At 31.4% G+C, this 13015-nt stretch carries 19 protein-coding genes; 17 read left to right on the plus strand and 2 right to left on the minus strand.

Annotation, left to right across the window (positions count from 1 at the left end):
- Positions 1–22: 22 nt before the first annotated feature.
- Genes P3X86_RS01635 through P3X86_RS01650 form a run of 4 tightly spaced genes read left to right on the plus strand, consistent with a single transcriptional unit; the run spans position 23 to position 2789 of the window.
- Entirely contained in the window at positions 23–271 is a 249-nt protein-coding gene (locus tag P3X86_RS01635; protein WP_483290880.1) for a hypothetical protein, read from the plus strand.
- Positions 268–999, plus strand: a complete 732-nt coding sequence (locus P3X86_RS01640) for a JAB domain-containing protein (RefSeq protein ID WP_483290881.1) — start codon at positions 268–270, stop codon at positions 997–999. Before P3X86_RS01635 ends, P3X86_RS01640 begins: the two co-directional genes overlap by 4 nt.
- A 13-nt stretch (positions 1000–1012) precedes the next feature.
- Positions 1013–1969, plus strand: a complete 957-nt coding sequence (locus P3X86_RS01645) for a DUF3991 domain-containing protein (RefSeq protein WP_483290882.1) — start codon at positions 1013–1015, stop codon at positions 1967–1969.
- 1 nt (position 1970) lies between these two features.
- Positions 1971–2789, plus strand: coding sequence for a hypothetical protein (locus tag P3X86_RS01650; protein WP_483290883.1), 819 nt, complete (start codon positions 1971–1973; stop codon positions 2787–2789).
- Positions 2790–2861: 72 nt separating this feature from the next.
- Here P3X86_RS01650 and P3X86_RS01655 read toward each other — a convergent pair whose 3' ends face one another.
- Entirely contained in the window at positions 2862–3149 is a 288-nt protein-coding gene (locus tag P3X86_RS01655; RefSeq protein ID WP_483290884.1) for a hypothetical protein, read from the minus strand.
- 123 nt (positions 3150–3272) lie between these two features.
- Positions 3273–3449 carry a CopG family transcriptional regulator gene (locus P3X86_RS01660; RefSeq protein WP_483290885.1) on the minus strand — a complete coding sequence of 59 codons (177 nt, stop codon included), beginning with the start codon at positions 3447–3449 and terminating at the stop codon, positions 3273–3275.
- A gap of 244 nt (positions 3450–3693) precedes the next feature.
- Here P3X86_RS01660 and P3X86_RS01665 point away from each other — a divergent pair, with 244 nt between their 5' ends.
- The 13 genes from P3X86_RS01665 to P3X86_RS01725 all read left to right on the plus strand — a co-directional run bounded on the left by P3X86_RS01665 (position 3694) and on the right by P3X86_RS01725 (position 13015).
- Positions 3694–4038, plus strand: coding sequence for a hypothetical protein (locus tag P3X86_RS01665; RefSeq protein ID WP_483290886.1), 345 nt, complete (start codon positions 3694–3696; stop codon positions 4036–4038).
- Positions 4039–4106: 68 nt separating this feature from the next.
- Positions 4107–4829 (plus strand): hypothetical protein, encoded by a 723-nt coding sequence (locus P3X86_RS01670; RefSeq protein WP_483290887.1) that lies wholly within the window; start codon positions 4107–4109, stop codon positions 4827–4829.
- Between the two features lie 422 nt (positions 4830–5251).
- The gene (locus P3X86_RS01675; protein ID WP_483290888.1) at positions 5252–6625 is read left to right on the plus strand and encodes an MATE family efflux transporter; all 1374 of its coding nucleotides are present in this window, start codon (positions 5252–5254) and stop codon (positions 6623–6625) included.
- Between the two features lie 380 nt (positions 6626–7005).
- The gene (locus tag P3X86_RS01680; protein WP_483290889.1) at positions 7006–7359 is read left to right on the plus strand and encodes a plasmid mobilization protein; all 354 of its coding nucleotides are present in this window, start codon (positions 7006–7008) and stop codon (positions 7357–7359) included.
- Positions 7308–8273, plus strand: coding sequence for a relaxase/mobilization nuclease domain-containing protein (locus tag P3X86_RS01685; RefSeq protein ID WP_483290890.1), 966 nt, complete (start codon positions 7308–7310; stop codon positions 8271–8273). Before P3X86_RS01680 ends, P3X86_RS01685 begins: the two co-directional genes overlap by 52 nt.
- 15 nt (positions 8274–8288) lie before the next feature.
- Positions 8289–10388: a VirD4-like conjugal transfer protein, CD1115 family gene (locus P3X86_RS01690; RefSeq protein WP_483290891.1), complete on the plus strand. Its 2100-nt coding sequence runs from the start codon at positions 8289–8291 to the stop codon at positions 10386–10388.
- The gene (locus P3X86_RS01695; protein WP_483290892.1) at positions 10388–10723 is read left to right on the plus strand and encodes an Mbov_0395 family pilin-like conjugal transfer protein; all 336 of its coding nucleotides are present in this window, start codon (positions 10388–10390) and stop codon (positions 10721–10723) included. The genes P3X86_RS01690 and P3X86_RS01695 overlap by 1 nt, the downstream gene beginning before the upstream one ends.
- Before the next feature lie 82 nt (positions 10724–10805).
- Positions 10806–10994 carry a DUF6133 family protein gene (locus P3X86_RS01700; protein ID WP_483291725.1) on the plus strand — a complete coding sequence of 63 codons (189 nt, stop codon included), beginning with the start codon at positions 10806–10808 and terminating at the stop codon, positions 10992–10994.
- A 41-nt stretch (positions 10995–11035) separates the two neighbouring features.
- Entirely contained in the window at positions 11036–11875 is an 840-nt protein-coding gene (locus P3X86_RS01705; RefSeq protein ID WP_483290893.1) for a conjugal transfer protein TrbL family protein, read from the plus strand.
- Between the two features lie 8 nt (positions 11876–11883).
- Positions 11884–12093 carry a mercury transporter gene (locus tag P3X86_RS01710; protein WP_483290894.1) on the plus strand — a complete coding sequence of 70 codons (210 nt, stop codon included), beginning with the start codon at positions 11884–11886 and terminating at the stop codon, positions 12091–12093.
- A gap of 10 nt (positions 12094–12103) precedes the next feature.
- A complete protein-coding gene (locus P3X86_RS01715) occupies positions 12104–12433 on the plus strand; it encodes a hypothetical protein (RefSeq protein WP_483290895.1) in 330 nt (109 codons plus the stop codon).
- Entirely contained in the window at positions 12423–12689 is a 267-nt protein-coding gene (locus tag P3X86_RS01720) for a helix-turn-helix domain-containing protein (protein ID WP_483290896.1), read from the plus strand. The genes P3X86_RS01715 and P3X86_RS01720 overlap by 11 nt, the downstream gene beginning before the upstream one ends.
- Before the next feature lie 5 nt (positions 12690–12694).
- Positions 12695–13015: a DUF3848 domain-containing protein gene (locus P3X86_RS01725; RefSeq protein ID WP_483290897.1), complete on the plus strand. Its 321-nt coding sequence runs from the start codon at positions 12695–12697 to the stop codon at positions 13013–13015.

Consider the following 13015-nt stretch of genomic DNA (forward strand, 5'->3'; position numbering starts at 1 on the left):
ATGATGGAAGGAGAGATATGATATGAAGAATAGTATAGATGAACTAATAGAAAAGATGAAAGAATTTTTTAGTCTTACTAAAAATGAAGAAGAAACAATAAGGACTGTAATAACCATATATGGAGTTAGAGCATTTATATTCAATATTGAAGAATATGACTTAAGAAAAGAAATAAAAGAGCAGATTAAGTGTTTTAGAAGCATTATACAAGAGTTAGAAGAGTTAGATAAAACAAGTCGTAATGATATACCAGAAAGTAGTGATATATGATGTATAAACCAATGAATCATAAAGTGGATTTCTTTCGGTCACTAAAAAAGCTAACAGGTATTCCAATAAATAAGATGGTTGATTACGCTGAGCAAAATGAGATATTAAATATCCTACAACATCCGTCAGTTGTCAATCCAACAAAAGCTCAATTAGGAAGGTTAGAAGCAATAAACGAGTTTATATCTGCGTATAAACTTCTAAGTATAAAACAAGAAGATAACCGTATCAAACTAGAAACAGCAAGAGTAGCAGGAGAATATTTTACAGCTTTACTATCGCATATGAGGAATAAAGAAAGAGTAATAGTGGCATATTTAGATAGCAAGAACTTTATCATAGAGACAAAAGTGCTTTCGGTAGGAACTATAAACTGTGCATATATACATCCTAAAGAGATATTAAAACAAGCACTAGCAAATGATTGTACAAGCTTTATTTTGGCTCACAATCATCCATCTGGCGAAACAAAAGTATCAAGAGAAGATATAGAGATTTCACAAAGATTAGTAGATGTGTTTAAACCAATAGGTATCAGTTTTCTAGATCATATAGTAGTTGGTGGCAATAAATTCACATCAATGCTATCAGATAAGATATTACCTAAAAGCACACTAAAATTAGCAAGCTATGACCCAATTCCAATAAATGTACACAGGATTAAAGACGAACAAGAATGGAGTGAAAAAGAAGAATTTAAAGAAGATGACGATGAATTAGAACTTTAAAAGAGGTGATAATTTGTATAAAGAGAAGCGATTTACAGATGAACAGATTAATCAAGCTAATAGTATAAACATAGTATCATTAGCTATGAGTAGGGGATATAACGTAATAAAAATATCCCCTCGTTCATATAAGATACCTCACTTTGGAGGTCTATACATAAAAGCAGATGGTACTAAGTGGAACTGGTTTACACGAGGAAAAGGAGGTGGACCAATACAATTTCTGATGCAGTTAGAAAACAAAACATGGGTAGAATCGATGAATGAGTTACTAGGAGTAACACATGATGAACTACCATATATAGAGCCATCTCCAAAAGATGCAGATGTAAAAGGAGAATTAGTATTACCTAAAAAGAATGGGACATACAAGCATATATTTGCTTATCTTATCAATAATAGAAAAATTGATAGTAAAGTAGTACAAGAGTTTGTAAAGAACAAACAATTATATGAGGATATAAAAAGAAACTGTGTGTTCGTAGGTTATGATGATGATAATATTCCTAAATATGCAAGTCAAAGGGGTACAGGGTATAAGAAGTTCAGAAAAGATTTATGGGACTCAGACAAAACATATCCATTTCATAGAAAAGGAACAAGTGATACATTACTCATATTTGAAAGCCCAATAGATTTAATGAGTTATATATCATTATCAAAGTTGTATGATATAAAGGACTTTAACTACCACATGATATCAATGGGAGGAACAGCATATCTACCGATAGATTATTACACTAACAAGTATGAAGATATAAAGAAGATGATTCTCTGTCTGGACAACGATGAAGAGGGTCATTTTTTTTCGCAACTAATACGAGAGAAATATAGAGATAGATTTGATATATCAAGACATGTACCTATCAATAAAGATTTTAATGATGATTTAAAAGCACATATAAAAGAACTAGAAACAACACAAAATAGTATAGAAGAAATGACCTATGACGAAGCCGAGGTGATATAAAGTGGGAGTAATAAATGATTTTATAGAAAGATTAAGATATGGTAGTAAAATAAAACAACTAGAATGTAATGATCTAAACAAAATGCAATATAACGAAATTATGCAAGGACTGAAATCAGGATTAGCAGTATCTCAAGTAAAACTATATGCTCATGATATATTAAATCATAAACAGATGAAAGAAATAAGGACAGGTATGGAAAATGGATTAAGTAAGCTACAAGTAGCATTATATGCAAACAAGCCATTACTAACATACATGCAGATGAAAGAGGTGAGGTTGGGGCTAGAAAATAACCTAAGCAATGCACAAGTAGAGATGTATGCAAAAGCAACACTATTGCCAGAGCAAATGGGGGAAATAAGGAAAGGGTTTGAAAGTGGATTAAATAAAGAACAAGTAGAGTTTCTAATAAAACAATCCTATCTAACACCACAACAAATGAAAGAAGTAAGAATAGGACTAGAAAACGAATTACCAGTTGATCTAATAAAAAAGTGTATAAAACAGAGCAATGGTAGGGTAAGGGGTACTAAAGAAATAGAAGGTATCAGAAAAGTTTACGAAGAAGGCAAGAATGAAATATCAAGAAAGAATATAGAAAATCTGAAGAAGAATCTGTTTAAAGATAATGATAAAAAACAGGAAGCAAAACAAGAACAAGAAACACAGAAAGGTAAATCAGAAGTTAAAACAGGCATCAAATCAAACCCAGAAGAAGATAATGCCAAGGTATATCAACAGCACTATCAAGATATGATGAAGAATTATGGAGATGAGGAATATGTAGCAGTTGAAGGAGAAGAGATTGTAGAGTAGTATTGGTAGTAAAAATATAAAAGGACAGTCTACACACAATATATGATATAGAGATGTCCTTATATAGAGCAATTACAATACACTTAATTCCTGTAACAATCTAATACAATGTTTATATCCAGCAGAATACATGAATTTATTACTACATGAAGATTGGAGTATTAGCTTGTCAATATAGTTAGTTATAAATTGCAAATCTTCATCATTATATGTGTTAAGAAGTTTATAATATCTTTCTTGATCGATATCTAAATAGCATTTAAGTTCTTTATATTGTAAATCAGATTGAGTAAATTCAGTATAAGCTAAATCAAGTAATTCAGTAGAAAAACTATCAAATTTATCACTAAATTTTTCCATAAGGCTCGAACCCTCCCTCTTGAATTACTACCAGAAACAGGGTATAATAGATTTACCACTGTTTCTGATAGTGGGTTATTTAAAAGTGGTGTGTGAGCTGCCGTGCTACCGCCACTTTTTAAATTAATCCTGTAGGTCATCATAATATTTGCTAATACTCATACGAATCATTTCAGAACGATTAGTATCTTCAAATTCACGACATTTATCCAGTTTCATAAGAGTAGTTTTGTCTATTCTAATTCGTATAGAGTGGTCTTTAGGATTATCAGTAGGACGACCTATTTTCTTCTTAGTCAAACTCATTCCTCCTTTCGTGACTACAAAATAATTATATCTCTTGGATAGATTTAGATGCAATAAATGGTCGGAATTAAATAAATTGTATATTTATGCGTAAGATATATGTAGAATAAGTCTATAACACTAAATATATATATATATATGATTGGAAATATTGATAATAATACTAGAATATGTTATAGTGACGATAAATAAGAAAATGAAATAGCTAATAACGTTAAATAAAAGGAGATAGGTAGATATGAAAGTAATGACTTTAAAAGAATTGGAAGGACATGATGTATATGAATTTGCATATGATTCTTGTGTACAAGCAGAATCTCATTGGAATAGAAATTCTGTATACTTATCAGATGAAGAATTTGACTTATTATCAGAATTTTTAGACCAGATAATTGAAAATTACCATTATTATGGACCACAAAAAATTAGCATCACCACATGGAATAACATTAAAGCTCTATGTTTGAAGTCAATATTAAAAAAAGAAGATATTTACATGTTCAAAAGATTTTTCGAAGACATAGATTTGTGGATTAAAAATGACCCACAAAGACTGGAATTTTTTTGGATATTAGGAGTATAGACCTATTTACAATAATATCAATAAAAAATATAATATTACATGATTTACAATAAAAGGAGAGTGATATTATGTTTAAAAAGTGGACAACATTATTCTTAGTAGCATTATTAGTTTTTGTATTACCAGTAAATGTTTTTGCACAAAGTTCAAGTTCAATTGATGTAAAAACAGAAGTACTTCCGTTAATTGAAAGTAGCAATGATGTAAATATTTGTGTACCAAATGGAATTCCAATTACAATTACACCTAGAGATGATGGAACAGGAATTGATGTTCATGTTGGCAATATTGGGATAGATCCATTGGATTCTGTTACAGTAACCGTTACGGCTTCTGGACATAAAGACTCTAAATCACTGGCATATTCAGTTCTGCCGATAGTAGGAAAAACATTTTCATTTGATTTTCCAATGATTAAAACTAAAACAGAATATAAAGTACTTATTACAATTATAGATGGAGGGCAAGTAAAATCAGAAGAGGGGTCTGCGAAACTAGAATATAATGATGAGAACCTTAAAGGAGTATGGCATAAGGGTACGTTTCCAAGCAGAGCTAGAAGTTTACAGTATCATTTCAATGAACATGGTGAAGAAGTTGAATCTAATAATATAGTAGATTATTTAAAAAAAGCAGTAGAGTTTCGTGCCGAGGTATTAGAGAGTACTGAAGGTATGAAAATTACAATACCTAAGAAAAAAATACCTTCACACAAATATAAGCATTTAAAAGATAAGAGATTTATTATGTTAACTGATTCAGGCAAAGAAATTCTTTCTTTTGGTAAATAAAAAGTACCAGTATAATATTTATTCAATATCTAAGCAGAACCGCTGTTCTTGGAAGACTATGTCTTCCTGCGGGCAAGCTTCCACTTTGTCATACAAAGTGCTTGATGGGACTCTCCCATACCCTATAAATACTTGGGACTGTGTCCCAAACCCTAAAGTCATTATTGAATAAAGAGGCCTTTTAAACTCTGATTTGTTGGGCGAGATAATAATTAAGGAATATCAAAAGTTCATGAAATAAGATACTTGATTTTTTTGGGGAAATTATGATAATATAAGTTATATGATTCGTGCAACATATGTCTTACGAGATTAATATGGAGTGCCGCAATTAGTTAAACTATTGTGGCACTCCATTTTTGTTTTCTAAGCATAAGTTCGCCTTGCTTCATAATAACAAGTAAAAATTGAGGAGGAATACTATGTGTTCAGAAAATGAAAATTGGAATTCACAACATGATTGGGGGGATAGTTCTTGGCTAGATCAAGATTTTAAAATAGGATCATTACTTCTATTTACTATCCCTACTGTTCTATTGATGATGTTTTCGTCACTCTATTCAGCGGTAGATGGATATTTCGTTGCAAACTTTGTTAATGAAAATGCATTTGCATCAATAAACCTTGTGTTTCCTTGGACGTCATTGGTCATTGCGATTGGATTAATGATAGGGACTGGTGGTTGTGCAATTCTTTCTAGACAAATGGGCGAAGGAAATACTGAACTTGCTAGTCGTAATCTAAGTTTGATTACATTATTTACAATTATAATTGGATTAGTATTAGCTTTTATAGGAACAATCTTTACAGAGCAGATAATTGGTTTTTTTGGAGCTACAGACATTCTTGCACCATATTCTTTAACGTATCTTCGAACATTAGCTTTTTTTGCACCATTACTGTTATTGCTTCTTACTTCTCAGATGTTCTTTATAGCTGATGGGAGACCATATTTTGGCTTCATAATAGGTATTGTTGGCGGAGTGACAAATATGATATTGGATTTCGTCTTTATAGCAAATATGAAAATGGGTGTTACGGGGGCAGCACTTGCGACTGGGATAGGTTATTCAATACCTTCAATTACGTTTTTGTTATATTTTTCAAGAACTAAGAAGAAAAATTTACGTTTTATGATGCCGAAATGGGACCGCAAAATTTTAATGCAATCATGTTTTTTTGGTTCATCTCAAATGGTTACTGGACTAGCAGGAACTATAACAACATTTCTATTCAATATCATCATTTTAGGGATTTCGGGGGAAATTGGTGTTGCAGCTGTAGGTGTGATTATGTATGCACAATATCTTTTCCAATCTGCTTTCTTAGGTTTTTCACAAGGTGTCTCACCAATAATTAGTTTTAATTATGGAGCAAATAGACCAGATCGTTTAAGAACCGTGATAAGGTTAAGTTTATTAATCAATCTTACATGGGGGATAATTATTTATATACTCACACAATTTGGATCGGATTTCATCGTTGGAATGTACTTAGCAGATGGTAGTGAAGCATATAATTTGACATTATCAGGGTTAAAACTATTTGCACTTTCGTTTTTGCCACAAGGGATAAATATATTTGCATCAGCTCTTTTTACTGCATTATCAAATGGTAAAATAGCAGCTATTGTATCTTTTATTAGAACATTATTCTTCATTGTCCTTTTCGTACTTATTTTCCCACGGATTATTGGTGAAAATGGTATTTGGTTATCTGTGCCATTTGCAGAGGTAGTAACAATATTTGTATCTATATTTGTCATATCTAGATACAGAAAAACTTACAACTATTAGAGTGAGGAGTGATTAGTTATTAGTCAAATCATAACAATTAGTAGATAATATGGAAGTGGAGGTGAGGTTGGAAACTATTTTGCAGACAAACTTGGTTATGCATACTATGGTAAAGATATTATTGATAAAGTGTCAAGTATGAGTGGACTTGATCCTGATAACATTGATAGATATAATGAATCTTATTTTCTAGATTTTACAATTATACTTTTGCAAGAAGTTTCCATTCATATAGTCAATCTCAGACTACAAAGGTATGGATTGCAAGTGTATAAACATGTTATGCCATTCCATCAAATTTAATTTTGAAGGTTTAGATTACCAATTATAATTACAAAAACATAAATATAAAAATCCAAAGCTCAAGGTATCTATTTACTTTGAGTTTTGTTGTTAGAAAGAAGCTGATTATACTGAATAAAGAAAAACGAATTAATCTTAGAGTGACCGATACAGAGTATCGTAAAATCAAGAGAAAAGCATTAAAAGCCAAAATGAATATTAGCCAATATGTATCCCTCCAAGCACTTGAGAGGGATATTACTATTTTTAACGGACTTAAAGAACATACACATCAATTATCAAAGTTAGGAACTAATCTTAATCAAGCACTTATACTAACACATCAAGGCAAACTAACTACCATAGATATCAAGCCAATAAAAGAGGAGATACATGAGATATGGCAATTATTGAGACTATTAACGGAAGAAACAAGACGTATACAGGGCTAAGACGTGTTATAGAGTATATTTTAAGAGATGATAAAACAAAGTTAGGTTTATATGGAGGATATAACTGTGATGCTGATAACGCATATAATGATTTCATTATGACCAAGAGAAACTACAATAAAGAAACAGGTAGACAATACATACACTTCGTTCAATCATTCTCAGATAAAGAAGAAATAACACCAGAGACAGCAAAAGCTATAGCAGATGAATTAGTACTATTCCATAAATTTAATGGTTTCCAAGTAGTATACGCAACTCATACAGATACAGATAATCTACATACGCATTTTGTTCTTAATACAGTAAATTTACATGATGGTATGAAGTGGAAGATGAGTAAAGAAGAATTACAAGAACTCAAAGATTATTCAGATCAAATCTGTAGAAAATATAATCTTATGATAACGCATGGAAAGAAAGGGATGCATTTAAACAGAGGTGAGTATAGGTCTAAAGCGAAGGAAAGGAGCTGGAAATATGAACTATATCTAGCGGTTAAAGAAGTTAGAAAATATGCAACTTCAAGAGAAGACTTCATATTCAAATTAAACAAATTAGGATATCAAGTGAATTGGACAGATAACAGAAAATATATTACCTTCATAAATCCGAAAGGTAATAAATGTAGGAATAGAAAGTTATATCCACCAGAGATATTTACAAAAGAAGCATTAAAAAAGAGGTTTGAGTTAAATATTCAGCAACAAGATAAACGTATAGCGGATGCGAAATTTGAGAATCTACTATCAGCTATTAAACTGATTGAAAGCGATAATTCAATGGATGGCAGTCAAAATAATTACCCATTAAGCAGTATGGAAAGTACATCAAAACAAGATGATATATTAAATGCAAAACAAAATAAAGGTCTAAATTGGGATAAAGAAAAAAGTAGAGGTGAAGAGATGTAGGAGGTGATAAAAAGGTTGGATAAAAAGAACAAGTTAATATTAAGTATTATCATATTTATATTAGGTACATGTCTTAATCTAGTGTTCACAACAAATCTTCACTTTCTATTAAAAAGAGAGATTAAGACATTACAGATATTTGGATTGATTCAGATAATTACAAGCATGATAAATACCAAAGAACATTTACTGCTATTCATAGCCTTTGAGGGGTTCGTCCTGTTGATGGCTATTTTTTATTTCATCCTAAATCATAAACCATATCAAAGTGAGTTAATAGAAATAACACCAATGATAAAGACACCAGTATCAGCAGGACAGAGACAGTTTGGTTCAGCAAGATGGCTTACAGATAAAGAGAAAGACGAACATTTTAAGTCAGTAGCTTTAGACAAAAACGATAAGACAATGAAAAATCTAAAAAGATTAGCAAAGAATGAAGTAAGTAATATGAAAAAAGGAGTTGAGATAGATGATAGCCAAAACGAAGAAACACATACAGCTAAAGAATACGAAGACAAGCTATATGAAGAAAACCAAAATGCTTATGCAAAACAAACAGACACTAAGGAATCCAAAGAAGATAAAACGATAGAAAGTGGAGGTATAGTAGTAGGATATAAAAAAGAAGGGAGAAAAGAACGTGTCTATTATATTGATGATAATACCCACACTCTTTGTATTGGAGCAACTCGTAGTGGTAAATCAAGGTGTATAGTACTTGAAACTATAGGTATATTAGCATTAGCAGGAGAAGGTATCATTATATCTGACCCAAAATCTGAGCTATATAACTACACAGCACCGTTTCTTAAATACTTAGGTTATGAAGTAATAGCATTAGATTTTAAGAATCCACTAAAAGCAGAGAGATATAACTTCCTACAGCCAATAATAGATGCAATAGATGAAGATGATATACCAAGAGCAGTAGAAGCAACATGGGATTTAACAGCAGCACTAGTTCCAGAAGATAGTCATAACGAAAAGATCTGGTCAAATGGCGAGGCGAGTATCATAGCAGCAGCTATAATGTCAGTAGTATATGATAATCGTAAAGAACCAGATAGAAAATATCAGAACATGAGTAATGTATATTACTTCATTTCAGAGATGTGTAAAACAGTTAATGGTAAAATGCCATTAGAAAATTATCTAAAAACAATTCCAAGTTCACACCCTGCTAGGGGGTTACTATCAATATCAGAAGTAGCACCAAGCAAGACAAGAGGTAGTTTCTTTACCTCAGCATTAACTAATCTAAGACTATTTACAAATCCACTAATATGGTCAATGACAAGTGAAAGTGACTTTAATCCAAGAGACATAAGCAAGAAGAAAACAGCATTATTTATAATCCTACCAGATGAAAAAAGTACCTATTATAGTCTGGCTAGTCTATTTGTAAACCAATGCTATATGTCACTTGTAAAAGTAGCAGATGAAAGAGGTGGTAGGCTAGAAAATAGAGTAAACTTCATTCTTGATGAATTTGGCAACTTCACAAAAATACCTGACTTTGCTAACAAACTAACAGTAGGAGGTGGAAGAGGGATAAGATTCTCATTGTTTATACAAGACTTTGGACAATTAGATGAAACATACAACAAAGAAGTAGCAAAGACAATAAAAAGTAACTGTGAGACTTGGATTTACCTACAAGCAGATGATTTAGGTACATTAGAAGAGATATCAAAAAAACTAGGTAATTACACAGTATCAACTTATTCATTAAGTAGTTTACATGCCAAATACACCACACCATCAACATCACATTCAACAAATCTAACACATAGAGCTTTACTAACAACAGATGAAGTTAAATTAATAAGTAGACCATATGCATTGATAACATCACGTACACATCCTGCAATGATGAAGATACCTGATTTATCAAAATGGAGTTTTAACAAGCTATTTGGGTTAGGAAGTAGAGAATATAACCGTAAGATAAGACAATTTAGAGAAAGCCAAAGAGAAGAAAGAGAAAGTGTAAATGAAATAGACCTTTGGAACGTGTGGGAATTTCACAAAGAGCAGATGAGTACATCAAAAGTATTAGCATCAAAGAAGAAAGAGGAAATAAAATATATGCAGATGGGAGGAAATCAATAATGACAAAAGCAAAAAACAGATTAATAACAGCAATTGCAATAGCACAGATGTTGTTTTTTAATGCACAAGAAGTATTAGCAACAGGTGGAGCAATAGGAAAAAGTAAGATAGCAACAGGAACAGAAAATATGATAAATGATGCGACAATATGGCTTATGATACTAGCACCGATAGTTGGTGGGTTATTAGTTATCTACTTCTTTATAAGAAGAAGTGGAGCAGATGAGCAGGATCAAAAACGTTGGAATAATCGAATAATAACAGCCATTGTCTCAGTAATTGGAGCAGTTCTAGGTAGTGCAATTATTAACCTTATAGTTGGTTACTATAAGTAGTTTAAGAGCAATAGATTAATTATGAATACAAAATTAAAGGAGAGAAAAGAAGATGAGAAAATTACAAGAAAGAGCAATAAGAATGTATATAAAGACAAAGATAGCGTTAACAGATAAAAAAGGGGAAGGAGCATTAAATACAGCAATAACAGTACTTATCAGTGTAGTACTTGGAGCATTAATATTAGCAGGACTATATGCATTACTAGAAAATACAGTGTTACCTCAACTTAAACAACGAATAATTAATATGTTTAACTATAATGGCTAAAAATATAGAACTGCAAGGTACAGTACTAAGGAGGTTTTATCTTGGCAACAGTAATAATGCTCCTAATATCAGCAATACTATCGGGGTGTCTAGCTTATGTAGATACCCTTTTAGAAGGATTAGTACCAATGGTACTTTATTCAGAAAGATACATGGATACACTGTTAGGGACAAATGCAATAGAGCCAATATTTGATATATTCTTTGGATTTGGGGTATCACTCATAATACTGAAATTCCTTAAAAATGGATTCAATAAGTATATCCTTTGGCATGATGGTGATTCATCCGATGAACCATCAACTTTATTTATTGGATTTTTAAAAGCACTGGCGATAGCCATCTGTTTTCAATCAATGTATGGATGGCTTGCAAGAATAATAGAAGATATGTCAAACAAGCTAATATCACTAATATCAAAGGGGATGCCCATATCATTTGAAACAGTAATAGCAGGAATAGCTTCAGCAGGATTATTCACAGGAATAATATCACTAATATTCTTTATCTGTTTCTTTGTATTATACATACAGTTCCTAACAAGGGGATTAGAGATAATGATACTAAGAATAGGTTTACCATTAGCATGTGTAGGATTAATGGATAGAGCAGATAGTAACGTATTTAAAAGCTATATACAAAAGTTCTTTCAAAGTACACTAGCAGTATTAGTACAGATAACATTAGCAAAATTAGGAGTAGGGCTAATGTTAAATGCACACGTATTTTGGGGAGTAGCAAGCATGGTATTAGCAATAAAGACACCAAAGTTCCTACAAGAGTTCTTAATAATATCAGGAGGACAAGGTGGAGGACTAAGTAACAAAATATATTCATCAGCAAGAATATATCAGATGAGCAAAACACTTTTTAAAAAGTAGGTGATAGTATGGATATATTAAAAGAACTATCAAATGTCCTACTAATATTAATAAGGAGTGGTACAGTATTTAGAGTAGTATATTGCTTTATAATGATGGGGACAGATGAAGAAAATGAAAAAGTATATAAGAAGAGAATAAGAAATGTAATAGTCTTTTATATCCTAGCAGAATGTTGTTATTTAATTAAAGACTTGATTACAATATATTATACCTAGAGGTGATAAAATGGCGAGAGAAAAACCACTATATATCCCGCAGGGATTAAAACTAAGAAAAGAGATATTCAATGGATTTGCAAAAGAAGAACTACTAAAAACAATATTAATAACGTTGATAGCAGGAGTAATAGATGCACTGCTATTTTTATTTACCCAAAATACAGTAACAACAATAGTATTTATACTAATAGCAGTAGCAGGAAGTGTACTAATGCTAACAAAAGATAACACAAATATCTCAGTAGTAGATCAGATGGGATTTATACTAAAATATCAATTCAGACAAAAGAAGTATAACTATGTCTATGGATTAGATAGGAGAAAAGATGGGAGATAAAATAAATGAATTCAAAGTAGCAGGACAAATAAGAGTAAGTATGTCAGGTAAGATGATATACATGTTATTAAGTGAATTAGCAGATAAAGATGGGGAAATAACAATATCTCAAAAGAAGATAAGTAAGATATTAGGGATTCACAAAACAACAGTAAGAAAAAATCTTAGAAGGTTAGAGAGAAGCAAATATATTTTAATTCATAGTAGGTATACAGAAGATGGAGGAAGATTATCAAATAAATATATATTGAGGTGATAAGCATGGAGCTAAAAGAAAGAGTATGTGAAAAGATGAAAGAAGAGTTAGAAAAAAGATTACAGGAGATATCGCAACTACACCCAGAAGGAATAATAGACAGAGCATATGAGATAACAGTAAAACAAGAATTAGTCATGATAATAGAAAATGAAGAAATAGATAAGAGGACACTCGAAGTATTAGATAAACTAGAGTGTCCTTTATCATCTATATATACAGAATGGTTAGACAATGATTGTTCAATGTTAGATGATTTAAAAAGTACAATAACAGAAACAGCAGAGCAGATGGAAGATGAATTGATATTTGAGATGGAGATATAG

It is taken from the genome of Abyssisolibacter sp. ZYX002 (genome assembly GCF_056892235.1).